This window comes from candidate division KSB1 bacterium (assembly GCA_034505495.1).
Classification (GTDB): domain Bacteria; phylum Zhuqueibacterota; class Zhuqueibacteria; order Residuimicrobiales; family Krinioviventaceae; genus Fontimicrobium_A.
Map to the genome: position 1 here is coordinate 157,070 of JAPDQV010000001.1, position 22,982 is coordinate 180,051.

Sequence of the window (22,982 nt, forward strand, 5' to 3'; positions counted from 1 at the left end):
ATTTAAGGATTTGCCGTGAAACCGAGAGTTATTGGCCTGCTTTTGCTGTTTTTCCGACTTGCGGAGGCCCAAACGCCGCTGCTTCAGATAACCTTTCCGGCTCAAAACGATACGGTAAACGGTAACCGAGTTCGAATTTCCGGATTTACCGAAAGCGGAGCCGTTGTTTCGATCAATGGCAAAAAAGTACCGTTAACACCTCAGGCTTCTTTTGTTGCCCGCGTTGATTTGTCTGAAGGATTGAACACAATTCTCGTCGAAGCACAAAAAAACGGAGCCGTATCCGTTCAGAACCTGTCGGTTTATCGTCCGCCGTCGACCAAGTCCCTGCCTGAAAAGCCCACGGCGATCGACTTGGACGGGTGTGCGCCGCGCCGCGATGTTTGGCTAAGCGTCGGTGATTATCTCGATGTTCAGCTTAAAGGCAGCCCTAACGGTGTTGCCGCCTTTTCGATCGACCGCTATCTCAAGCACCTGCCGATGGTAGAAATCGATACCGCTTTGACTGACGGAATTTTCGGCATATATCGCGGAGCAATCCGTATTAGTTCCGATCTCCCTATTGATAAACCGCTGGCCATCGAGGGCGAGCTGCTGGGAGCCGACGGGCGCAAAAAAAAGCTGGTGATCGGACGCTTGTTCGTGCTTTCGCCGCATGTGCCGCTGATCGGCCGGACCAAGCAAACGGTGACTGTTCACAGCGCTGCGGAGGGGTATGTTCCTTGGTTGCGTCTTCCGGCCGGAATCGATTTGCACATCGTCGGCAAGCGGAATAACCGCTATCAAGTTCGTTTTTCAGCAACGAAGCAAGGTTATATCGAAGAGGATGGAATCGAGTTGTTGCCGGCGGGTACGCCCCTGCCGTCTTTAGCTGTCGGCGCTCCAAACTTGGTTCAGGATAAAAATTGGATCCGGCTGATTTATCCGGCCGACCGGCTGCCGGCCTTTTGGATCGATCAAGATCCTGTCCTTAATCGTCTCGACTTGTATCTCTTCGGAGCTCGGCAGGCTTCGCACTGGGTGACGTTTCCCAACGGAGAAAGCGACCTTGCTGCGCTGGTCTTTGGACAGGAAGACAATGCATTTCGAACTACGGTCGTTTTGCGGACCAAAAGGGTATGGGGATATAAAGCAGAGTATCGCGACGGCGCCGTCGTTTTTTCCATACGCAGGCCGCCGGTAATCAATTCGCAGAATCCGCTGCAGGGGTTGGTGATCGCCGTCGACGCCGGACACGGCGGTCAGGATCGAGGCGCCGTGAGCCCCCTCGGCAGATTGGAAAAAGAGATCAACCTTATGTGGGCCGAAAGCCTTGCCGCCAAACTGAGGAGCAACGGCGCAACCGTGGTCATGACGCGACGGGAAGACATCGAGGTCTCTTTGGCAGAACGCATACGTCTGGCCGAGGAAGCCGAGGCTCATATCTTTCTTTCCCTGCACAACAACAGCGTGCCGGCGACCGGCAATCCGGCTGCCGAGGGCACGAGCGTTTATTTCACCACGCCGCAAAGTCGTGACCTGGCCTGGGCTCTTTATCCTTACCTGGTCAAACTGGGTCTGGCGCCCTTTGGCCGCGTCTATAATGCCTACTATGTAACGCAATCAACGGCGTTTTTGAGTGTGCTCATCGAAGGAGGATTTCTCAGTAACCCAAAAGAGGAACTCAAGCTGGCGGATCCTGTTTTTATCGACAGGTTATCGCAGGCAATTTGTGAGGGATTAGCGGATTTTTTGTCGACTGGAGAAAAATGAGGGTCGATTAGTCCTTTGGACGCGGTTCTCCTAAACGCACTTCCAATGCGGCAATAATGATGTCCGTAATTTGTTCATTGTTCAAGTATTCGACATTGATCACCAGATCATAATTTTGCGGATCGCTGATGTCGGCGTGATAATAGGTGCGAACGAATTCCGCCCGTTGGCGGTCGACGGCCTCTACTTTTTTCAAAGCTTCTTTGAACGGAATTCCCTCCTTTTCGGCGTACCGTCGCGCCCGCTCGTGAAGGTTGCCGATGACGCGTACATGCAGCCCGTTGGCTTTGTCGGTGACAAAATTAGCTCCTCTGCCGATGATGACAGCCTTGCCTTTCCGACTGATGGACAATATGACTTGAACCAAATGCCGGTAATATTTGTCGGAAGAATAGCTTCCTGGGCTAAATAAAAGCTGCGTCAGTTTGGAGGAGTGCTTCCGCTCGTCGAATTCCGAGATTACCTTTTCTCTCAGCTTGGCTTTTTTTGCAATGTGTTCAATGATGTTGCTGCCGTAAAGCTCCCAACCGAGCTTTTGTGCCAAGAGCTGACCGATCGCAAAGCCGCGCGCTCCAAATTGACGAGATATGGTAACGTGGGCCGTCTCCCATTTGCTTGTCTTTTTTCCGGGAGCCTCTTCTTCCAGATGTTTCTCCTCCCAAAGGCGCATTTGAAAATCGGACGGCTCTTCCCATTGAACAGGTTCGTGAGTCACGGGCATGCTCTACCTCACTGGGTGTTGTTGAATCAACCTTTGAAAATCGTAATTCTGACACGCGAAGAGCCCGGTAAAAGAATGGGAATGTTGACACCCGATTGCACTTTGAAGGGATTGGGAAACGGTTCGAGAAGTTCGGGATATTGCCAAAAACCGGGCTCAAAGTGCGACTGATTGTTTTCTCCCGGGCTTCCGCCCTTAATGGCTGTTATGATTTCCTGTTGCTGCCAGTCTTTGATTTCCAACACGACTACATAATCGCCGGGTTCAACGTACTGTTTGTCCTCATTTTTCCCGTCCCAATAAAATACATATTTTCCGCCGTCAATTAAATAATCATCGATCAATAGAATTACTTTTTGCGCCGATACCGGATTTTTGCACGACACCAAAAGGCAAAAAACCGGCCAGATCAGAACGCGTAAGAGTGTTCGGGACGGCTTTATTCCGATGTCTTTGCGAGCCATTTTTCCAACCAGGCAAATACTTCGTTCCACCACAACCGGGCGTTTTGCGGTTTGGTCACAAAATGCGTCTCATCAGGAAAACAAATCAGTTTGGACGGCACGCCGTACCTCTGCAGGGCGGTGAACATTTGCAGGCCCTGCGTCACCGGAACACGAAAGTCGAGTTCTCCATGGATGACCAGCGTCGGCGTTCGAAACTTGTTCAGGTTCGCCGCATAGGTAGAAGGCGACCAGCGCCGGTAAAGATCGGGATTTTCGTATGGGATACCGCCGAACTCCCATTCCGGAAACCACAGCTCATCGGTGGCGCCGTATTTGCTGACGAGATCAAAAACACCCGCATGGCTGACCAAAGCTTTGAAGCGGTCGGTCTGTGTAGCGATCCAATTAATCATGTAGCCGCCGTAGCTTGCTCCCGCCGCGGCAATGCGCTCCTTATCGATAAAGCTGTAACGCTCGACCACATAATCGATGCCCGCCAGAATATCTTGATAAGGCCCGCCGCCCCAATCGCGACTGACGGCGTCGCACCACTCCTGACCGTAGCCTTTGGAACCGCGTATGTTCAAAGCAACCACGACAAAGCCGCGCGATGCAAATAGTGACGTGTTCCAGCGATAGTGAAAATCATCGCCCCACATTCCCTGCGGCCCCCCGTGGATGAGGCAAAGCAGCGGATATTTTCGGGAAGTATCGAAAGCCGGCGGCTTTAGTAGGAAGCCGTGAACCGTCTTGCCGTCAAAAGAAGGATAACTCAGATCTTCCAATGGGGTTAAATCCAATTGATCGAGCAAAGGCTGATTGGTAAAAGTGAGTTGTGTCGGCGATTTGTTGCGCAGATCATAGCCGAAAATTTCCTCCGGCATAACGGCGGATTGGCGTTTGAAGAAGAGGCGGCGACCGTTCGGGCTAATTGTTAAATGACGATTGACGTGATCGCCGATGATTTTCGTGATGCGCCCGGATTTCAATTCCAGGCGATAAATAGATTCGCGGCCGAAATCCTCGGCGGTAAAAAAGAGGGCCGAGTTATCGGGAGACCAAATCACCTGGCCGACCGAGCGATCGAAAGAATCCGTCAGCGATACGCTGCTTCCGGTTCGACGATCATAAAGCATCAGCTCGTACTCGTCGGCTTCGAAGCCTGGGCGCCGCATGGCGCGGTAGGCAAGATAGCGACCGTCGGGAGAAAAGACCGGCTGATTATCGACCGCTGCGTTGGCGGCCGTCAGATTTTGTTGGATGCCGCTTTCCAAATCGAGTAGAAAGACGTCATTGTTGGTGTTGACGGCCGGCTCCGCCGTTGCATTGCCGACAAAGGCGATCGTTTTTCCGTCAGGTGAGAAACAAAAGTCGGGATCACCGCCCAAATCAAGCGGCGGCACGTCCCAATCGCCCGGCGTGAGATCGCGGAGGTTGGCGCCGTCGGCATTGCAGAGGAACAGATGCGATCGTCTGCCGTCGCGCCAATGATTCCAAGGTCGAAACAAGAGGCGGTCGGCAATGTGCGCCTTAACAAGCGATTCCTCTCTCACGCGCTCCATTGCCGCGCTTTCTTCTATATTTGCGGCTTTTGGAAAAATTGAAAGGATCAGCGCCAGATGTTTGCCGTCAGGAGACCAGGCAAAATCCTCAATATCCAAAGGCAGGCGGGTCAACTGCACTGCTTCGCCGCCGGAAAGGGGCAAAAGGAAGATCTGCCGCGAGCAGTTGCGGGAAGAGAGAAAGGCTACCGCGCTGCCGTCCGGTTTCCAATGCGGCGTACTGCTGCCCGCAGCATGAGTGGTAAGCTGACGCGTCTCGCCGGTTGCCGTGTCGAGGAGCCAAAGGTCGGTACGGCCGCTGTTTTTTTCCATGTCGTAAGCGGTCATTTCGTAGACCATTCGGCTGCCGTCCGGGGAAAGTTCGATTCGGCCGATGCGCTTCATTGCCCAAAGGTCTTCAACGGTCATCGGGCGTTTGGCCGGCAGCGAAGCAGCCGAAAGGCTCACGAGCAGGAAAAAAGATATCAGCATGCGCATAGATGCTACCTGTCGATGTTTTTACGAAAATCAGCGATGGCTTTTTCGAGTCCCACGAGAACGGCTCGGGAAACGATCGCCCATCCGACATTGTACTCCTCGATCAGTTCTGCGGCATCGGCCAATTCGCGGGCGATCGGGGCTGTAAGTTTCCGTCCCGCTGAAACGCCCAGTCCCAGCTTTCCGGCCGCTATGGCCGAAGAGCGGAATTGCTCCACGATATCCGCCATGGTGCCCAAATCGTCAATGCCGGAGAAAACAGACGTATCCAACTGCACATAATCGACCTGAAGGCGCGCCGCATTGCGAATGGCCGACGGATCAGGGCGAATGAGCTGCGCAACGACAATGTTGCTGTCGCGCAGCTGTTCCACCAATTCCTGCAAAATCGGCGCCTGTTCTTCAGGACTTTCTTCTCCGGCAGCGTAGCTTTGCGGCAGCAACGTCACCATATCCGGTGCCCAGGAGACGGCTTTGCGCACCATGGTTTCTTCCGCCGGAACGGCGATATTGAGGTGCGTCTGCACCACCTCCTTGAGGAGCCGAACATCGCGGTCGGAGATTTCTCCCGATTCATCGACATAAACGACAATGCCGTCGATACCGGCCGCTTCTGCAGCCACGGCCGCGGTGACCGGATCCGGGTTGCGGCCTTTTTTGATCGCCCGAATACGGGCAATCGGATTGATGCAGAGACATAATCGAGCCATACGCTTTCCTTTCGAGTTTCCTCAATTCACCAACTGCGAGGCCGGTACAATCTGAACTCCCGATGCTTGAATTCTCGGCAACATTTGTTTGAGGACCTGCAGCGTCAAGGGACGGGCGTGGCCGATAACGATCAACCGTTCGCCTTTTTGCGCCTTTTCCGCTGCGGTGCGCAAACGCTCGCGGATTGTTTGTTCTTCCTCTATGGAATCAATAAAAAGGCTGTTGCGGCCGCACGGAACGCCTCCTCGGCGGGCCGTCCGGTAGGCGATGCTTTGCGTCGAGGTGCTGCTGTCAATAAAGTATTTTCCCAGCGCCTTCAGCGTTTCCATGGTCGACTGCATGGTACGCATGTCTGCCGTTGCTTTGGATCCCTGATGGTTATTCATTCCTACAGCCTGCGACACCTCGGCAAAAGCTTTACGGATGCGCAGAGAAATCGTCCCGGGATCGTGGCGAGTAAGCAGAATGTAGCCGTCATCTTTGTAAGGCTCATTGAGCGGCTCCATCGGCAGATGAATGATGACCTCTTTACGATGCAGTTGCGCAGCTTCGGCAACGCGGGAAGTATAGTCAAGCCCGGGCAGAATCGATAGGGTAAGCGGCGCCTCAAAGGCTAAAAAGTCGCGTATGGTCGAGTTGAAAGCGTAGCCGAAATCGTCGATAATAATGGCCAACGCTCCCTCTCCGCTTCGAGCTTCTCCTTTTTTAAAGCGGAAGTGCTTGGCCGCTTTGCCGTTTTTGCCGACGGAAACGATTGTCGTCGTGCCTTGTCTCCGTACCTCGATGATCTCATAGCCTCGGCTTTCGAGCCGATTCCGCAGCTGCGCCATCAGGTCGTACAACGGAAACTGCTGCGGAATGACCGATTCCGACAATGTATCGCCCGAAACGGTTGTCGGCGCCGAGATTCCGTATTCCGTCATCAGCTCGGCAACCACGGCGTCGATGCGCTTAATGTCTTTGCTTCCGAAACGCGGCACGGAAGAAGAAAAGAGCGTCAGGCGCAGCACAAGCAGCACGACTGCGCTTATGCTGAGAATTCGCGCCAGCCGTTTTTCCCCAGCCGTCCAGCCGATGGTCGATATTCGTACTGCAGAGACTGTTCGCCTTGCTCTTTTCATCGATTCACTGCCCGAAACGGGCTTTCAAGAGACTCCAAGTCGGCAAATCGCCGGTCGAATAATCGATCCATTTGGCGATGTACCAAATTTGATCTTCAGATCGAATAAAGTGAAATTCGGCCTGACCGCGGAAAACGTGCGGACAGTTGGGCTCGCTGCACTTGTAGTGAACGGTCAGCTCATAATTCTGCAGCAAGACGACGGAATCTTGATAGACGGTTTCGTTCAGACGTTCAAATGACAACTTTGCAGTCGAGTCCTTCGGCACGTAAGAGAAAAGCTGATTCAGGTAATTCGCCTCTTCTTCTTTACCCCAGCGACTGAATAGAGCGGGATAAACGTTTGCAACTGCCGGGTCCGCAATAAAAGAAAACGATCGTTTTGCCGTCGAGCTGTCCGACAGGCAGCGCAGATAATTGCTCCGATTCTTTTCCGAAACAGCGTTGCGCAGATTGATTAACACGTAGGTCGGCGAGACCGGCTGGATCCAATTGGACTGCGTCTGCTTAGGCGGCTCCGGTTCCCGCGTGGCAAACGGATTGTCGCACCCCGCCATTCCCAATACAATCCACAAAGCGGTCAATTGCAGATGCATTTTAGGGTTAAGCATGATTAAATATATCGGAAACGTTATCCATTTTCAAGGTCTATTTATCGATTCCTTGAAGCGTAAAATCAAATAAAAGCAGATCAACCTGGATAATGATGAACTTGATTTTCTTTGTCAACGAGCCGCTCACCTCAATCGAGTGATCCCTTGACGTAAAAATCGATTTCGTTTACGGCACCTGCTCGGATGCAAAAGAGCATGACGGCCGCCAAAGGCTCCTGCGTTACCTCTGATTTGTGGCTTTCAAGGCGAAAACGTGCGACACCGCAAAGTCCCAAGCTTATCGTCTCTTCGACTTTTAAATGAAAGCGGGTGCAAAGAATTCTTAGATACTGAAGAACTGTCTCACGGCCCACATATCGGCGGCCGACAGGAGCCGGTTCCGGTGTTGATCAAGACGCAGTCCGGCGCGATCCGCTCCGCCGCCTGTTCGAATGCGCCGCGATTCAGCGCATCGAGGAGGGATAAAACGGTTCTGACGGTCGTTTCAACGCGCTGCATGGAAACCGGCGACATGTCCGTCTGACCTCAAGTTACATAACGAAAGAAATTGCAAATCGTGCGGCTGAACGGCCCGCCTCAAAGCTTTAGATCCGGTTCTTATTGATGTTGAGAGTCTTCCGGATCGGCGGTCTCTTTTTCAGGTTTGAGCATATTCAGCACCAAAACCGTTCCGAGTGAGATTGCCATAACTGCCAGAATTGCTCCTGCCACCCATTTTCCGGTTTTGGAAGAATTCTGGATTTTTTTTCGAAGGCTTTTGCCCAACATGTGAAAAACTCCCTATGCGCTTAGTTCGTTTTTGGTTTTACTATAGGCCGTAACAAAAAATGACTCCTTTTTACTCCAAAAAGCGGTGCGACGCAAGTTGCGGCCAATTCACGGTTGACTAAAAATACGACAAAGGATATTGCCTGCAAAACACTCTGGGAGGTATTCAAACCTACGGCGATCCCTATGGCGTCTCCTCCATACAGAAAGGGGCCAAAAGCAAGGTTTAAGGGATCGAGAAATAAAAAGAGAACGACCGCATAGAAGGTATAGAGGCGCCAAAAGTTGGTCTTTATAGTGCAAAGACGTCTGCGCGCAGCAAAAAGACTATAGCCCAACACGACGGTCAAAAGATTTGCGCCTCCGGAAATCAGTGCCCAGCGGCTGCCGAGTCGCTGCTCGACAGGGGTTTTGAATACGACTTCCAATCCGAAGGGACGAACTCGAAAGCCTTCATATTCACCGAACGCTGCGGCGACGAGCGCATGCGCGCCTTCATGAACCGCCGCAAAAGAAAGGACGACGAGCAAAAAAGCGGACCATTTGACCATAAGATTCCTCCGAATATTATCGTTACAAATTTTCTTAAAGCAACGATTTTTACGAAGGAAACCTCGTCAAGATTCTCGACCGATGCGCAAAGGAGCAAGTTTGCCCATTCGGCGCAATGCTAGGAGTCGTTCGATCAGCCGGTCGCGGATTTCTTCCGGTCGAAAGACGTCGGTGTAGCGCCCTGTGATGCCCTCGAAACCGGCGTGGCGGTTTTTTCGCCAAATCACAAGCACGAACCAGGGAAAACGAACCGGCGCCTGCGGCGGAGGATAGAACCATTCTTCGTTGCAGGCTTCCTGGGCGCCAAATGCCGCATGTACAGCATGGACTACATCGGCCATATCGTCGAAAGCCGCATTCCGGCAATCGTACGGCAGTTCATTGCTTTTATTAATGATGATAACGGTGGAAAACGGGCGGCCAAAGTCTGCCGCGGCGACGGCATGCTCGTTTTCGCAGATGATGAGCGAAAGCTTTTCGAGTCGCTGTAGATGTTCCTGAAGGGCGCGGGGGTTCTTTTTATGCAGCTCAAGACAGTGGCGGATCGGTTTGCCCCAGTAGTCGATGCCGGCCGCCTGGCGATGCAAATGAGAAAACGTTGCGCCGGCATCCCGTCTCCAATTGGTAAACACGGCGACAAAACGCACAAATGGATTCTGCCGATAGATGTCCCATGTGGTGCTTTGTGTAAAAGCAAAAAACCGCCGATGCTCCTCGACCGTCATTTCACCTGTGGAAAAGAGATCGGCGTCGGTGAGGGCATTTTTACGGAAATGGAGTTTGGGAATGATCAAGTCGTGCGAACCGCCGAAAAAGGCGTCGGCGGCCGAAAGCTGCATCGAGTCCCCAACGATCTGACGGCGATGCAGCCGATGGTGCAGCAATTCGAGGATATGCTCCCTTCCAAGAGGCGTGGAAAGATAGTTTTCCTTAAGCTCACGGCATTCCGGAGTTAATGTATAGCCGTAATTCTCTCGCCAATACTCAAAGGGAATAATCTCAAAGAGATTGGCTATTCGGCGCATTTCGGCCGGTACGGAAAAAACTTGTTCAGCGGACAGCTTTTTCTCGTAATGCCATTGCCCATTATGCTGTACCAGTCTTTCCTTTTCGGGTGTTGTGTGTCGATAATGAGCCGGGCAAAAGCTGCAATAGTCCTGCGGGTCATGCAATACGATCGGCTTTGCAGGCAAAGCGTCCGTTTGGCCCGGCCGGTGTTTCCTGTTGGGAGTATACCAGCATTCGGTTCCGGAGATCGGATTGCGATAAAGGATGGTGCCGTCTTTGAATGTGGTGATGAGCTGCATTGTTGAATTATAAAGAATTTGTGCGCAAAGACCAAAGCATTTTGCAAAAGCGTAATTGTATGTTTGCAAAATTCTTTCTATTTTGCGGCAGAAAAACGGAAATCGAGGTATGAAAAAGGGAAACAAAGAACTGATCGTCGTCGGCGATCGCATATTGATCGTGCCGGATGTCGGAGAGGAGAGGAGCAATACCGGCCTCTATCTTCCCAAGTGGGCGTTGGAACGCGAGTCGATCCAGGCCGGTCGAATTGTCGAGATCGGCAGCGGGCCGGCCTTGACGCCGCCGGATATAATCGAAGATGAGCCGTGGAAAGAGCCGCCTCCGCCGCCGGAACCGCCCCCTCATCAGGCCAGGGTCGGCGATTATGCACTGTTCCTGCGCAAGGCCGCCATAGAGGTCAAATTCGAGGGTGATCTCTATCTCATTGTCCCTCAGGCTGCACTCCTCCTGCTTGTTCGTGATATTGATGATTTAGAATGAGCCGTAAAGACACCGAACACCCCTCGCAAAAAAGAGCTTTTTGGGAATGGCGCAAAACTCTGGCCGGGAGGCTCGATCCCCGTGGCGCATCGGAATACACGCTGCTAATCGGCTTGTCCGCTTTAATGGGGATTGTTGCCGGTTTGGTTGCCGTGGTTTTTCACAGCGGCATCGACTGGATGACTGAGGTTTTTTTCAGCGAACATATCCTTTCTCACTCTTTGCCCGCATTGGTCATTTTGATACCGGCGGCAGGCATGTTCCTTCAGTGGTTGATGAGGCGTTTGGCGCCCGAAGAGGCAAAAAAGCGCGGCGTCTATGAAGTAATCGAAGCCGTTTCTTTAAGAGATGGTTACATTTCTCCTAAAACGACGTTGTTCCATTTTTTGGCGCCGATCATCTGTATGGGCAGCGGCGGCACAGTTGGGCCCGAGGCGCCGGCAGCGCAGACCGGTGCAGGCGCAGTGTCGGCTGTTTGCCGCCTGCTGGGGCTTTCCAAGGCGCAAATGCGGCTCTTTACTGCGGCCGGCGCAGGAGCGGCTATTGCCGGAGTTTTCAACACGCCGATGGCCGGCGTCTTTTTCTGCATCGAAGTCGTTCTTCTGAATGAGATGCACCCCTCTGCGCTGTCTGCTTTCCTGTTGACTTCGGTAGCGGCCAATGCGGTTTCGCGCGCTTTTTTAGGCGACGCCCCCAAATTTACCTTCGGCGAATTGCACGTTGGACCGCCCCACCATTTGCTTTTTTTTCTTCTGCTCGGCCTCGGCAGCGGTATTATCGCTATTCTTTTCATCAAAGCCAATGACTATTCTGCTCAAACTGTCGAGCGTTTACCCAGGCGGCTGCCGATCATGTTGACGGTGGGGCTGCTTATGGGATTGTCAGGCTATCTGTTCCCGCAACTCTTCGGAATAGGCTACGGCGCCGTCAATGATTTTCTGGCAGGAAAATTATCATTATCGATGAGCGCTTTGCTGCTCGTTCTAAAGTTTCTTTTGGTTACGATGATTTTAGCATCGGGCGGTTTCGGCGGCGTGTTTGCTCCCTCTTTGTTTATGGGGGCGGCATTCGGCAATCTGTTTGCCCGTATTTGCAATCAGATGTTCGGCCTCACGTTACACCCGACGACGTTTACTCTTGTCGGCATGGGGTCCATGCTGGCGGGCGTGAATTCGGTGCCGCTCACCTCCATTTTACTTCTCTTTGAGATGACAAACGATTACCGCTTTATTCTGCCGCTGATGGCGGGGGTGGTCGGCAGTCATGCCGTTACTCATTTTGCGCTGGGCGGATCAATCTATCAATTCAAGTTGCGGCGTAAAGGATTAGATAAGAGCCGAGATCGCGAACACAGCATCCTGCGGAATACGCCGGTGCGCAATCTGCTGCGCGAAAAGCCGCCCTGCGTCGAGGAGACTGCGGCTGTCGCCGAACTGGTCCGTTATTTTGTAGAAAAAGATGTGGAAAGGCTTTATGTTATTCGGCCGGATGGTCAGATTTCCGGTGTGATCACCCTGGCAACGATGCGCTACATATTGGCCGAAAGCGAAAACCTGCAAATCATCATCGCCAAAGATGTTGCCGAGCCTCCACCGCCGTTCATTGATGCGGAAGATACGATCGAGGCCGCCATGCCTGTCTTTGCCAGGGGCTATGAAGAAATCCCCGTCATCGAAAATCGAAATCCTGCCGAGTTTATCGGCGTTCTGCATCATAAAGATGTCATGGCCCTGCTGCACCGAGCTCCCGGCAGTCGCTCCCTCGCCGCCAAACTGATGGAAGACATGGTTCGCCTGCGTGAAGAAAAAATGCTGGAAATCACTCCCGGACTCTTTCTTTACCGCGCGCCGGTGCCTGATGAGTTTATCGGAAAAACGATCGCGGAACTTGCACTGCGGAATACGCTCCGCATTGAATTGATGATGATCGAGCGTCGGCGTTTCGATGACCTTGCGCCGCAGCAGATTTTACCGGAAAAGGATACTGTTTTTCATCGCGGCGATGAAATGATTCTGTATGGGTCGCGTGAAAATATTGAAAATTTCAAGCAAAAATTCGGCGGCTGAATAAGCATGAGATCAGCCAAACGATCCGGCTTTTAAAACTTTTACAGGAGGAGAGAGATGAATCGACGTCGATTCCTTCAGGTTGGCGCCATCGGTTTTGCCGGTATGGGGCTCGCCGGCTGCAGCGCGCGCCTGACGACACCCCTGTTCAAGATTTCTCTTGCCGAATGGTCTCTGCATCGAGCGCTGTTTGCCGGTGAAATCGATCATTTGGATTTCCCGCGCATCGCCAAAGAGCGCTTCGGCATCGATGGTGTTGAATATGTCAATCAGTTCTTTATGGATAAAGCTCAGGATCGCGACTATTTGAGCGAAATGAAGCGCCGCTGCCGCGATCTCGGCGTGACGAGCGTGCTGATTATGTGCGACAATGAAGGACGCCTTGGGGATCCGAATGAAACGGCGCGCCTGCAGGCGGTGGAAAACCATAAAAAATGGGTGGAGGCGGCCAAATTTTTAGGGTGCCGCGGCATTCGCGTCAACGCCTACAGCGAAGGCGATTATAAGGAGCAGCAAAAATTAGTTGCAGATGGTCTGCGTCGGCTGGCGGAATTCGCCGATCCGTTCGGCATCAATATTTTGGTTGAAAACCACGGAGGCTTTTCTTCCAACGGCAAGTGGCTGGCGGAAGTGATGCGCATGACCGCTCATCCGCGCGTCGGCACGCTTCCCGATTTCGGCAATTTTCGTATCAGCGCGGACGAATGGTACGACCGCTACCAAGGCGTGGCCGAACTGATGCCTTTTGCCATGGGCGTCAGCGCCAAATCGTCGGAATTCAACTCGGAAGGTGAGGAGGTACGCAGCGATTTTTTGCGCCTGATGCGGATCGTTGCCCGTTCGGGCTATCGCGGCTGGGTGGGTATCGAATACAGCGGCACTCAGCTGTCCGAGATGGATGGGATCGCGTCGACCAAAAGGCTCCTTGAAAAGGTTCGGCGCCGCCTGACGGCAGAATTCCCCAAGTTCAAAGGATGATGAATCACCGCATCACAGAGAGGTGCTCACTCCCGGACGCGGTCATCCAACAGTCTCTTGAGTTGCGCGCTGCTGCGCGGCGCCCAACCGAATGAGCGCCGCCAAACCTCGGCGCTTTCCATACAGAGGTAAATCGGAACATCGGCCGTATAGCCGCGGATCCAGCGGTACATTTTGGCGAACAGTTCGATGCGCAACGGCTTGAAATAGCGCAGCTTTTTGTCGATGCCGGGGAGCAGCTCGCCCAGGTAAATTCGGGATTGGGGGTGGTTTTTGCGAATCACATCCTCAAACGCTGCAGGATAGCGCAATGCTCCGAGGCTGATCCACGCGATGTTCTGAGGTCGAATGACGCGAAAGATCTGGTCGACTATCTCGCGATAGCCCTCTTCCCATTGGGGATACCAAATCATAGGGTCGAAATGAAATCCCAAACGATAACCGGCCTCTTGAACCTTCCGCGCCGCCTGCAGTCGTTCCTGCGGCGACGCCGAAGTCCCTTCATCGCTTTGATAAACCGCTTCGGCATTCATCGACCAGGAAACGATGGTGCGTCGGTTGTGCCTCAGCCCAAGGAGGTTCTCTACAAAGACGTTCTTGCTTTTCAGCTCCAGAACGGCGTTGCGTCGTTCGGCAAAAAAAGAAACCAGCTCGGGCGCCAGATTGAGGAACGGCTCGAAGGTGAGGCTGTCGCTCAGTTCGCCGGTGCCGACGCGGAAAAAGCTGTTTGAATTGGAAAATTTTTTCTCAAGTTCGGCAAAGAGATCATCCCAATTGCAATAGACGGTAATCAGCGGCGTGTTGAGGTAACCCTGCAGCACGCAGTATGAACAGCCGAGGTCGCAGCCGGCGACGACATCCAGATTGTGGTAGAGGCAGCAGAGGTGATGCTTGGTGCCCGGACAAAGGCGCAGGAAGGGACCGCGCTGTTTGGCGAGCAGGAGAGCACCGCGCAAATCGCGGGTTCGGCCGGCGCCGGACAGAAGCACCTCCGCCTCCGTCGGCTCAACCGGGACATCCGGAAATTGCTGCAGCACTTTTTGGGCAAGCGGCGACCTGCTAACTGCCTCTTCGATAAAGATCATGCGGGGACGAAAAACTTCCGGCATAATCGTTTCCGTCAAATCAACTTTACCAACTCGTCGATTTTCCCTTCGCGATACTGCTCTTCCAGCCAGTCGAGTCTATGGCGGAACTCCCGCGCCGAGCCGAAAGAAAAAACTACCGTCATCTCTTCATCCTGAAAGTAGGGTGCGTGGCTTATCGAGACGCCTTTCGGCGGCCGCATGCGCTTTATCAGCTCTGAAAAAGCTTTTTCCTGTTCGCTGTAGCGGGGGTAGCGCCTCTCCCATAGAATTTGTTTGAGCCGGTCGCTCTTTTGCGAAGGCGTTAGAGGCGCGTCAAGGACCTCGCGGAAAGCCGACAACTCGAGGAGCGCGCAAGGGGAGCTGTCGGCTAAACGCGCGACATCCTGGAGAAGCAAAAGGAACTCACGCTGACGATTTTTACCCAACCGCAAGGTCTGAAAAAGCCGCCATATTGCGTCTCGATCTGCATCCGGCAACTCTGCCAGATCTTTGACGATTTCGAAGGAGAGACGGTCTTCTGCAGCCGCTTGCTGCCAATCCGACGGCAGGTCGGCGATCGGCGCAAAAAGAGCCAAGAGGTTCGGATTGCTGCCGAGGCGCATGAGCGGAAAAAAGCTGCGCCAGATTTCCTCATCCTTGACCTGCATAAGGCGCAGTTTTTTGATCGCCCAAGAGACTTCTGCGGCGTTGAAGGTGCGATGGGCGGCGTTTTCCGCCAGCGCAATGCGGAACCGCTCTGCCGGCGATGCGGGATCGGTTAAAATGCGGGCCTCGGCGCGGCTAAATTCGAGCTCGCGCAGAGCCAGAAAGCGGCGAAAGCCGCACACGATGCGCAGCCCGCCTTGCGGCGACGGTTCGAGGATCAAGGGGCTGAGCAAGCCTGCCAGCCGAATGGAATCCTTGAGCGGCTGCAGCGGGGCAAAGGAAGGCAGACGATAAAGATCGTCGTCGCTTATCTCCTGCAAATCGATTGTGACGGTTTGAGATGTCATTAAAATAAACTCAATTGTTTAACTTTTTTCCGCGGATCAATCCGGCTTTTTTCAGCCGAAACAAGCGATTCGGAAATTGCGCTTAGAAAATGAGAAGGTTCCTGCTGCACCATTTTGCCGTTGAGCAGTCGATTTTTTGCGTGCGTTAAAAAAAGGAAGCGTTTGGCGCGCGTCATACCGACGTAGAGCAGGCGCCTTTCCTCTTCGAGGTCGTTGCGGCCGAGGTGATGGGGAAGAATCCCCTCTTCGCAGGCGGCAATAAAGACGGCGGAAAACTCTAATCCTTTGGCCGCGTGCAGGGTCAGCAAGCGCACGCGGTCGGCGCGGGGATCGAGACGGTCGAGGCTTCGTTGAACCGCCAAGGCGTCGAAAAAGCGCTGCGGCTCGTGCTGAAACGCCGCCGCCCATTTCATTAGGCGGTCTAAAAAGCGAGCCGTCTGTTCGCCTGCCCTATTCTCCGGCAAATATTTCTTTATCAGAGAAAGCAACGTTTCGGCCGATGTATCGGTGGGAAGATCGGCTGCTGCAGCGAGGTAGGAGCGTGCCGCCGTTTCATCGCCAAAGAAATCCCTGGCGGCGGCAAAAACCGCCGCGTCTTCCTTTTTACGGGCAGCGGTCAGCAGCCGGTAAAGCGGCTCGTCGAGCATAAACGCATCGTCGGCATAGTCGTAAGGAATGCCCGATCGGTGAAAAGCTTCAATAAGCGCCGGCGCTGCGGCACGTGAGCGAAAGAGCACGGCAATGTCGCCGAAAGCGAGACGTGCTTCTGTTCGATCGACGCGTCCAGTGTCGAAAGAGAAGAAACCGGTACCTCCGACGAGCTGCTCCACAGTCTGCACGATGTATTCAGCCTCCGCTCGGTCAGTGACTGCATGATGGATGATGACTTTGACCGGGTTTGAGGGGCTTTCAACAGAGACGGTTCGACGCCGGAGCATTTGCTGCGCCGCTGCGGAGATGATCGGCGTCGAACGGTAATTGCGCGAAAGTTTGATGATGCGGGCGTGCGGAAATTCCTCTTGGAAGCGTTCGAATAGTCGAGGTTCGGCGCCGCGAAAGCCGTATATGGCCTGGTCCGGGTCGCCGATGGCGCAAAAATCCCTGGCCGAAAGCGCGAACAGACGGATGAGTTCGTACTGGATGCGGCTCAAGTCCTGGAATTCGTCTACGGCAACGATTGGAAATTGACGCAGCATGGTTCTTCTTACCTCCGGTTTGAAGCGGAGGAGACGCAGAGGCAGGAGAATCAGGTCCTCCAAATCAACGGCGTCAAGTTCAATTAAAAGTTCTTCATAGCGGCGAAAAAGGGTCGTAAAGGCTTCGCCTTCCTTTTCCGACACCTCTTTAGGCAGCGAATCGGGAAGTATGCCGCGACTTTTGTAGAATGCAAGGCGAGGCCAAGGGATAGCCGTTTTTTCTAAGAGCGGTTTCAGAGACTCATGCAGTCCAGGATGTGTTGCCGGCTCAATAATCGAAAAGGAAGGGGTACGTCCGGCAAAGGGTTCTTTCATTCGGCGCAAAATCTCGGCTCCAAAAGCGTGTAGGGTGGAGATGGTCATTCGCTCTGCGCGCGCACGACCGAGAAGATGAGTGAGCCGTTCGCGCATTTCATCTGCGGCACGATTGGTAAAAGTTACAGCCAATACTTCCTCCGGTTCGGCGCTCCCTTCCTCGATGATCGCCGCCAACCGATGAGTGAGGGTGCGGGTTTTGCCGCTGCCGGGACCTGCGATGATGAGCAACGGGCTGCCGCGATGCTCTACCGCCTGCCGCTGCTCCTCATTGAGACCGAATGATTCAGCCGGAGGCTCGTTTACCTGAATTGTTTCGATCTGTTGTTCCGGTTTCCGAACGTCCTGCCTTTGCGGCTTTTCTGCCTTTGGAAGCTCAAAAAGAAGCTGCTGTCGGGCGATCTCTTCTCTTTCTCCGGGCAAAAAAATGCGGACCACACCGTACTCTCCGTCATATCCGGGCTCGGGCATGACTTTACCTTCCCGCATTCTCCTGATGGCCTCGGCAAGGAGGCTTCCGCCTGCGCGCTGAATGTCGGCAAGAGGCCTATCGAGGAGGATTTCGAGCTCGGGGCCCAGTTCGCCGAGCAAATAAAAGTAGCGTTCTTCGATTTTGGCTGCGGTTTTGCCGATGTTGGCGGCTTCCGCCAGCACTTCGGGCAGCGGTATGAGGCTGTAAAAGGGCTGAGCGGTCGGCGGCCGATAACCGACAGGCCGATCCGCCAGCTCGTCGACCCGATAGCTGACCCCTAGCACCAAAGGCTGATTGCAGACAGGGCAGACGCCGCGGTGCGCTTTGGTCTCTTCCGGCGTAAAGCGTACACCGCATTTTCGGTGACCATCCGCGTGATACTTGCCCTCTTCGGGAAAGAACTCGATGGTGCCGCCAAATCGGTTGGACGAACGGTTGCGCAGCGCGTCGAACAGGGCAGAATAACTCAATTCCGTCTCAAAAATATTGGCTTCTCTAGCCAGGTTCGCGGGAGAGTGGGCGTCCGAATTGGAGACGAGAGCATAGCGGTCGAGCTGTGACAGCCGCCAGTTCATCGGCGGATCACTGGACAGTCCGGTTTCCATGGCGAAAATGTGCGGCGTTAGATCGCCGAAACACTCTTCGACCGTATCGAATCCCGATTTGGAGCCGAAAAGAGAAAACCAAGGCGTCCAGATGTGGGCCGGGATAAGCACCGCCTGCGGATCGACTTGAAGAAGAATCTCCAGCAGATCACGGGTATCGAGTCCCAGGATCGGTCTGCCGTCCGAGGTAATGTTGCCGATCTTGGCGAGCTGCTCCTGGAGTTTTTCCGCCGCGGCAATTGACGGTACAAAAATGACGCTGTGCACTTTACGGACGCGGCCGCCCTTTTTGTAAATGGTGCTGATTTCGCCCGAGAGGATAAAGCGGACTGCCCGACGACACGAAGCGGGCACCGCCGGAGACAAGTTTTGCGTAAATTCGCGACGCAAAGCAAAGAGGCCCTCCTCGGCCTCGGCCAGCTTGGTTTTGATCTCTTCCAATCTCCCGGGGTGGGTAATGTCTCCTGTCGCAACGACGGACAAACCTTTGAGTTGCGCCCATTGATGGATGTGCTCCAGGTCCAGCTCTTTGCTGGTGGCGCGGGAGAAAGGCGAATGAATATGCAGATCGGCAAAATAGCGCATGGGGGATTGCGTTCCAGAATTCGGTGGTTAGGATCAACGTTTTGAAAAAGACTATCGCGGCTTTCCGCCGGTCAAAAAAAAGGCGGATTGTATCCGCCTTTTCGATGCGCGTTTCGAAGCGGTAATCAAACCTTGACTTTGTCCCACGTTTCCTTGCTGACAAATTTCGTTAGGCTGCGGCCGTCGCTGGTTTTTCCCTTGAGGGCATAGCGCTGTTTGCCGGGTTCACCGTACGTTACCTTTTCTACGACATCGGCCTGCACCGATTTTCGCAGCTTGACGTCATAAAAGGTTTCTTTCATGAGAAAACCTCCTTTTAATTAGGTGTGCAATCAACAAGCGCCGAACGGCCTAAAACGGCGACACCGATAAACCTGCGGCGAATCGCCAACCGCCGATGCTTTTTTCTTCAAAACCGGTTCGGCCGCCAACTCCTCCTGAGGCGACTTCAGCCTCGAGGTAAATGACGGCTTTTGAAGTCGCAAGATACTCGACCGCTGCTTCCATGTAAAAACCGGAACCCTGTTGTTTACCGGCGGCGCCCGAAGAATTGCCTGCCAGGACAAATCGGTTCCCAGTTTCGTCGATAAAATAGAATGCCGCTCCGAATCCGTAGTAGGAGCCCCAGCGGCCGTCCGGAAGCCTCCGAATGCGCACGCCTGCTTTCAGCCATTTTTCTTTCCATGAGGATTCCATGAAACCCTCAGCAGCGGTTGGATTGTCAGCACGGCGGTAAAAAGAACCGTACTTGGCCGATGCATAAGCTGTTCCGTAGAACCGCACGGCGGCAAAGCCGCCGAATCCGCCTCCCCATCGGCTTTCGTAGACCTGCTCAAAATCTTTATGGGAGATGCGGAAAGCGCCGTAATCTCCGCCAAGGATCAATCGCGGAGGTTCGGCAGGTTTTAACTCTTTGTACCACTGAGCCGAGACGCTGCCTACGAGGCAAAAAACAGCATAAAGAAGACGCTTTACCATAGCCATCCGCGCTTTTGCATAAATATTACCATGCGTCTGAAAGCGCAAAGGGCCGTACAGGTTCCCAATAAATTGGCTGCAGCATCCAACGGATCGAACAATCTGCCTGGAATCCAAATTTGCACCGTTTCATCGATAAGGGCAAAAAAGATCGAAAAAAGTGCTGCCCGTTTAACCGCACGCGGGAGGCCAATTATTTCATATTTGCTAAAGTTCCTTGCGGCCAACCAGGCAAGCAGAAAAAACGCGAGAAAATGAGCGGCTTTGTCCTGCTCATCGAATCCCAGATCGGGCAGCTCAACTTTTGGAGACCAGGTCAAATACAACAAAAGGATAGACCACAGGATCAGCGGCCCTTGCCATTTCATAGCGGCGCCGCGTTTTCTATTTCCATGAGCGCCTGAGGGACGTTTCTCAGCAGATCGCCGGCGATCATGCCCGCTTGGCCGAGCTTCTCGGCGGCCAAATCTCCCGCCAGGCCGTGGATAAAGACGCCGGCTGCGGCGGCATCTTTGGGCGTCAGTCCCTGCGCCAGCAACGAAGCAATCAGTCCGGTCAGCACGTCGCCGGTTCCGGCGGTGGCCATACCGGCGTTACCGGTCGAATTGATGTACACGCTGCCGTCCGGCGCGGCAATGACCGTCGGCCCGCCTTTAAGGACCAGCGTGCATTTCCATTCCTTGGCAAATCGGGCTGCGGTCTCTACCGGTTCGGCCGTTATTTGGTCTGCCGAAAGGCCGGTAAGTCGGGCCAGTTCGCCGGCATGCGGAGTGAGAACCAGTCCGCGGCGATGCGCCGCAAACAGCTGCGTATGGCCGACGCAGGCGTTCAGCCCGTCCGCGTCGAGGACCAACGGCCTGTCGATCTGCAAAAGAAGGCTCTTGATCAGCGCCTGGGTCTCGGGATCGCGGCCCATGCCCGGTCCTACGGCCACGGCATCTTTTGTAGCGGCTTGTTCCAAAAGAAGGGGCAGCGAGGCGGCGGTGAAGCGGCCGACGTCGCCGGTGGGCAGGGTGATGACTTCGGTGAGCTTGGTCTCATAGATGACGTTGAGATCGCTGGGAGTTGCCAGGTATACGAGACCCGCGCCGGCGCGCAGTGCTGTTTCCGCGGTCAACGAGGCGGCGCCGGTAAAACCGCGCGATCCGGCGATGACCAGCACTTGGCCGCACTGCGTTTTATGGGCGTTCGGCGCGCGGCGAGGCAGCAGTTTTCCCACGTCTTCTTTTTCGAGGCGGTATATGCGCGGATCGTGTGCGGCAATCAAAGCCTGAGGCATACAGATGTCGACGATTTCGATGCGGCCGCAATGCTCTCTGCCGGGAGAAAACAGCAGGCCTCGCTTCATTAGCGCCATGGTAGCCGTCAAATCCGCCTTTACGGCTATGCCTTCGACGGCGCCGGAATCGGCATTGACCCCAGTTGGAATGTCGACGGCTACGATCGGCGCGCCCTGCGCCTGCAGGTGCGCGACGGCCTGGGCAATGAGACCGCGCAGGCTGCCGCGAACGCCGGTTCCCAGCAGCGCATCGACGATCAGATCCGGCTTTTCTTTCGGCAGGTCTTCGGCCGACTGCACGATGCAGGGGGTAATGCCGAATTGCACCAGCCGCTCGAAATGAAATCGGGCGTCGGGAGTCAGCTTATCTTTTACTGAGAGCAACAGGACGGCAGGCTCGAAACCACGATTTTTCAGATAGCGGGCAATGACAAATCCGTCGCCGCCGTTGTTGCCGGGTCCGCAGTATATATGAACCGTCCTGAAGCGAAAGCGGTCTAAAATCAAGTCGACGACGCCGCGTCCGGCATTTTCCATCAACAGAATGCCCGAAAGAGCGAACTGTTCGATTGTCAACCGATCCAACTCGGCCATTTGAGCTGCCGTAACGACGACCTTCACTTGGCACCTCCGCAGCTTTCGCAAACCACGACGGCCGCGGCCGTATCTCGTCCATGGCTCATACTCAAATGCAGGCGTAAGCCGGCGAAAAGAATGCTCTTGGGCCCGACGGGCTGAATGAATGGTTTGCCGCTCGCATCGTTCATGACCTGCACATCGCGCCAACCGATTTGCTGCTGCAATGCTTCCGGCAGGCTTTTAAACAGCGCCTCTTTGGCTGCAAAACGCGCGGCAATGGAGTGAACTTTGAGCCTCGGCCGACAACAATAATCAATCTCGGGAGCCGTCAGCACTTTGCGCAGAAACTTTTCGCCCCACCGTTGCACGGTTTTCCGAATACGGTCAATCTCCACCAAATCGATGCCGATGCCCTGCGTCATAAACGTTTCCGCCTTTTATTTCATAAAAGTTACAATCCGCCTCCGTCTTTTGCAACAAGTTTCGCTTGCTTGTTTTACTGTTTCATGTTACTTTTTTATTCATGCGGGAAAACAACAGAAAAGAAACTCGGCAGATTATCGATCGGGCGCTGGCAGGCGATCAAAAAGCTTATGAAGAGATCGTCAATGAATATCACGAACGGATTTATCACTTTATTTATAAAATGGTCAAAGACGGCGCCCAGGCGCAGGATCTTACCCAGGTCACTTTTATCAAAGCGTTTCGCGCTTTAGCTTCATTCAACTCGGAATACGCCTTTTCGACTTGGCTCTATAAAATTGCCGCGAACAACTGCATCGATTATTTCCGTAAAAAAAAGCTCAGAACCTATTCACTCGATACCCCGATTCAAGGCAAGGACGGCGAACTGCAGCGGGACTATGCCGATTTCGAGCAAAATCCGGAAAAAGAATTGATTTCGCGCGAGCGCGATATGCATATCGAAGAGGCGATCAACTCTTTGCCGGAAAAGTATCGGACGGCAATCCTTCTTCGGCATGCCCAGGACAAATCGTATGAAGAGATTGCCGAAGAGTTGTCTCTGCCGCTCGGGACAGTCAAGGTGCGGATTTTTCGCGCCCGCGAAATGCTCAAAAAAAAGCTCAAGGAACAGTTGCGGCCAGGGTAAATTGCCCCAAGTCTCTCGCCAGCTTTTACCTTCCGCCTATCTCCCTCGCCCATAAAGCCTTATGAGATGGTTGGAATTCCCCTGTTTTCAATCTGTGTTTTCGTTGGTGCCTTGAGCAGAGCGCGGCTTCACAACTTGCATAAAAGATTAACGGTAGGGGTCGCGGCGGGAAAAGCGGCCGGTTTTGGACAGCAAAAAAAAATATGGAACCGGAACCATCAGCGGCG

At 53.8% G+C, this 22,982-nt stretch carries 23 protein-coding genes; 5 read left to right on the top strand and 18 right to left on the bottom strand.

The window, feature by feature from the left end:
* Window positions 1-15: 15 nt before the first annotated feature.
* On the top strand, window positions 16-1,752 hold the full coding sequence (locus ONB24_00580) for an N-acetylmuramoyl-L-alanine amidase (protein ID MDZ7314594.1): 1,737 nt from the start codon (window positions 16-18) through the stop codon (window positions 1,750-1,752).
* Window positions 1,753-1,759: 7 nt separating this feature from the next.
* Here the strand turns inward: ONB24_00580 and ONB24_00585 are convergent, their stop codons facing one another.
* The 10 genes from ONB24_00585 to ONB24_00630 all read right to left on the bottom strand — a co-directional run bounded on the left by ONB24_00585 (window position 1,760) and on the right by ONB24_00630 (window position 10,030).
* On the bottom strand, window positions 1,760-2,473 hold the full coding sequence (locus tag ONB24_00585; GenBank protein MDZ7314595.1) for a cytidylate kinase-like family protein: 714 nt from the start codon (window positions 2,471-2,473) through the stop codon (window positions 1,760-1,762).
* Window positions 2,474-2,499: 26 nt separating this feature from the next.
* A complete protein-coding gene (locus tag ONB24_00590) occupies window positions 2,500-2,937 on the bottom strand; it encodes a DUF2271 domain-containing protein (GenBank protein MDZ7314596.1) in 438 nt (145 codons plus the stop codon).
* Entirely contained in the window at window positions 2,913-4,958 is a 2,046-nt protein-coding gene (locus tag ONB24_00595) for a S9 family peptidase (GenBank protein ID MDZ7314597.1), read from the bottom strand. The genes ONB24_00590 and ONB24_00595 overlap by 25 nt, the downstream gene beginning before the upstream one ends.
* A gap of 5 nt (window positions 4,959-4,963) precedes the next feature.
* Window positions 4,964-5,668: a pyridoxine 5'-phosphate synthase gene (locus ONB24_00600; GenBank protein ID MDZ7314598.1), complete on the bottom strand. Its 705-nt coding sequence runs from the start codon at window positions 5,666-5,668 to the stop codon at window positions 4,964-4,966.
* 21 nt (window positions 5,669-5,689) lie between these two features.
* The gene (locus tag ONB24_00605; protein ID MDZ7314599.1) at window positions 5,690-6,790 is read right to left on the bottom strand and encodes a divergent polysaccharide deacetylase family protein; all 1,101 of its coding nucleotides are present in this window, start codon (window positions 6,788-6,790) and stop codon (window positions 5,690-5,692) included.
* A gap of 4 nt (window positions 6,791-6,794) precedes the next feature.
* Window positions 6,795-7,400 (bottom strand): hypothetical protein, encoded by a 606-nt coding sequence (locus ONB24_00610; GenBank protein MDZ7314600.1) that lies wholly within the window; start codon window positions 7,398-7,400, stop codon window positions 6,795-6,797.
* A 345-nt stretch (window positions 7,401-7,745) separates the two neighbouring features.
* Window positions 7,746-7,916, bottom strand: coding sequence for a hypothetical protein (locus ONB24_00615; GenBank protein MDZ7314601.1), 171 nt, complete (start codon window positions 7,914-7,916; stop codon window positions 7,746-7,748).
* 84 nt (window positions 7,917-8,000) lie between these two features.
* Window positions 8,001-8,171: a hypothetical protein gene (locus tag ONB24_00620; GenBank protein ID MDZ7314602.1), complete on the bottom strand. Its 171-nt coding sequence runs from the start codon at window positions 8,169-8,171 to the stop codon at window positions 8,001-8,003.
* Window positions 8,172-8,191: 20 nt separating this feature from the next.
* Window positions 8,192-8,722: a hypothetical protein gene (locus ONB24_00625; GenBank protein ID MDZ7314603.1), complete on the bottom strand. Its 531-nt coding sequence runs from the start codon at window positions 8,720-8,722 to the stop codon at window positions 8,192-8,194.
* A 66-nt stretch (window positions 8,723-8,788) separates the two neighbouring features.
* A complete protein-coding gene (locus ONB24_00630; GenBank protein MDZ7314604.1) occupies window positions 8,789-10,030 on the bottom strand; it encodes a DUF4921 family protein in 1,242 nt (413 codons plus the stop codon).
* Window positions 10,031-10,139: 109 nt separating this feature from the next.
* On the opposite strand from ONB24_00630, the gene ONB24_00635 reads away from it, so the two are divergent.
* The 3 genes from ONB24_00635 to ONB24_00645 are packed head-to-tail and all read left to right on the top strand — an operon-like array spanning window position 10,140 to window position 13,555.
* A complete protein-coding gene (locus ONB24_00635; GenBank protein ID MDZ7314605.1) occupies window positions 10,140-10,511 on the top strand; it encodes a co-chaperone GroES family protein in 372 nt (123 codons plus the stop codon).
* Window positions 10,508-12,577: a chloride channel protein gene (locus ONB24_00640; protein MDZ7314606.1), complete on the top strand. Its 2,070-nt coding sequence runs from the start codon at window positions 10,508-10,510 to the stop codon at window positions 12,575-12,577. Before ONB24_00635 ends, ONB24_00640 begins: the two co-directional genes overlap by 4 nt.
* A 57-nt stretch (window positions 12,578-12,634) precedes the next feature.
* The gene (locus tag ONB24_00645; GenBank protein ID MDZ7314607.1) at window positions 12,635-13,555 is read left to right on the top strand and encodes a sugar phosphate isomerase/epimerase; all 921 of its coding nucleotides are present in this window, start codon (window positions 12,635-12,637) and stop codon (window positions 13,553-13,555) included.
* A gap of 26 nt (window positions 13,556-13,581) precedes the next feature.
* On the opposite strand, the gene ONB24_00650 is transcribed toward ONB24_00645, so the two are convergent.
* The 8 genes from ONB24_00650 to acpS form a co-directional block, all read right to left on the bottom strand.
* The gene (locus ONB24_00650; GenBank protein MDZ7314608.1) at window positions 13,582-14,664 is read right to left on the bottom strand and encodes a DNA photolyase; all 1,083 of its coding nucleotides are present in this window, start codon (window positions 14,662-14,664) and stop codon (window positions 13,582-13,584) included.
* A gap of 11 nt (window positions 14,665-14,675) precedes the next feature.
* A complete protein-coding gene (locus tag ONB24_00655; GenBank protein MDZ7314609.1) occupies window positions 14,676-15,635 on the bottom strand; it encodes a ParB N-terminal domain-containing protein in 960 nt (319 codons plus the stop codon).
* Complete coding sequence (locus ONB24_00660; GenBank protein MDZ7314610.1) at window positions 15,635-18,808, bottom strand: UvrD-helicase domain-containing protein; 3,174 nt, start codon at window positions 18,806-18,808, stop codon at window positions 15,635-15,637. Before ONB24_00660 ends, ONB24_00655 begins: the two co-directional genes overlap by 1 nt.
* A 125-nt stretch (window positions 18,809-18,933) precedes the next feature.
* Complete coding sequence (locus ONB24_00665) at window positions 18,934-19,110, bottom strand: hypothetical protein (protein ID MDZ7314611.1); 177 nt, start codon at window positions 19,108-19,110, stop codon at window positions 18,934-18,936.
* Between the two features lie 49 nt (window positions 19,111-19,159).
* The gene (locus ONB24_00670) at window positions 19,160-19,786 is read right to left on the bottom strand and encodes a hypothetical protein (protein MDZ7314612.1); all 627 of its coding nucleotides are present in this window, start codon (window positions 19,784-19,786) and stop codon (window positions 19,160-19,162) included.
* Window positions 19,780-20,154 carry a VanZ family protein gene (locus ONB24_00675; protein ID MDZ7314613.1) on the bottom strand — a complete coding sequence of 125 codons (375 nt, stop codon included), beginning with the start codon at window positions 20,152-20,154 and terminating at the stop codon, window positions 19,780-19,782. Before ONB24_00675 ends, ONB24_00670 begins: the two co-directional genes overlap by 7 nt.
* Window positions 20,151-21,686 carry an NAD(P)H-hydrate dehydratase gene (locus ONB24_00680; protein MDZ7314614.1) on the bottom strand — a complete coding sequence of 512 codons (1,536 nt, stop codon included), beginning with the start codon at window positions 21,684-21,686 and terminating at the stop codon, window positions 20,151-20,153. The genes ONB24_00675 and ONB24_00680 overlap by 4 nt, the downstream gene beginning before the upstream one ends.
* Window positions 21,683-22,066 (bottom strand): holo-ACP synthase, encoded by a 384-nt coding sequence (gene acpS / locus ONB24_00685; protein MDZ7314615.1) that lies wholly within the window; start codon window positions 22,064-22,066, stop codon window positions 21,683-21,685. The genes ONB24_00680 and acpS overlap by 4 nt, the downstream gene beginning before the upstream one ends.
* Before the next feature lie 65 nt (window positions 22,067-22,131).
* Between acpS and ONB24_00690 the strand changes: the two genes are divergently transcribed.
* On the top strand, window positions 22,132-22,755 hold the full coding sequence (locus ONB24_00690; protein ID MDZ7314616.1) for a sigma-70 family RNA polymerase sigma factor: 624 nt from the start codon (window positions 22,132-22,134) through the stop codon (window positions 22,753-22,755).
* Window positions 22,756-22,982 lie beyond the last annotated feature (227 nt).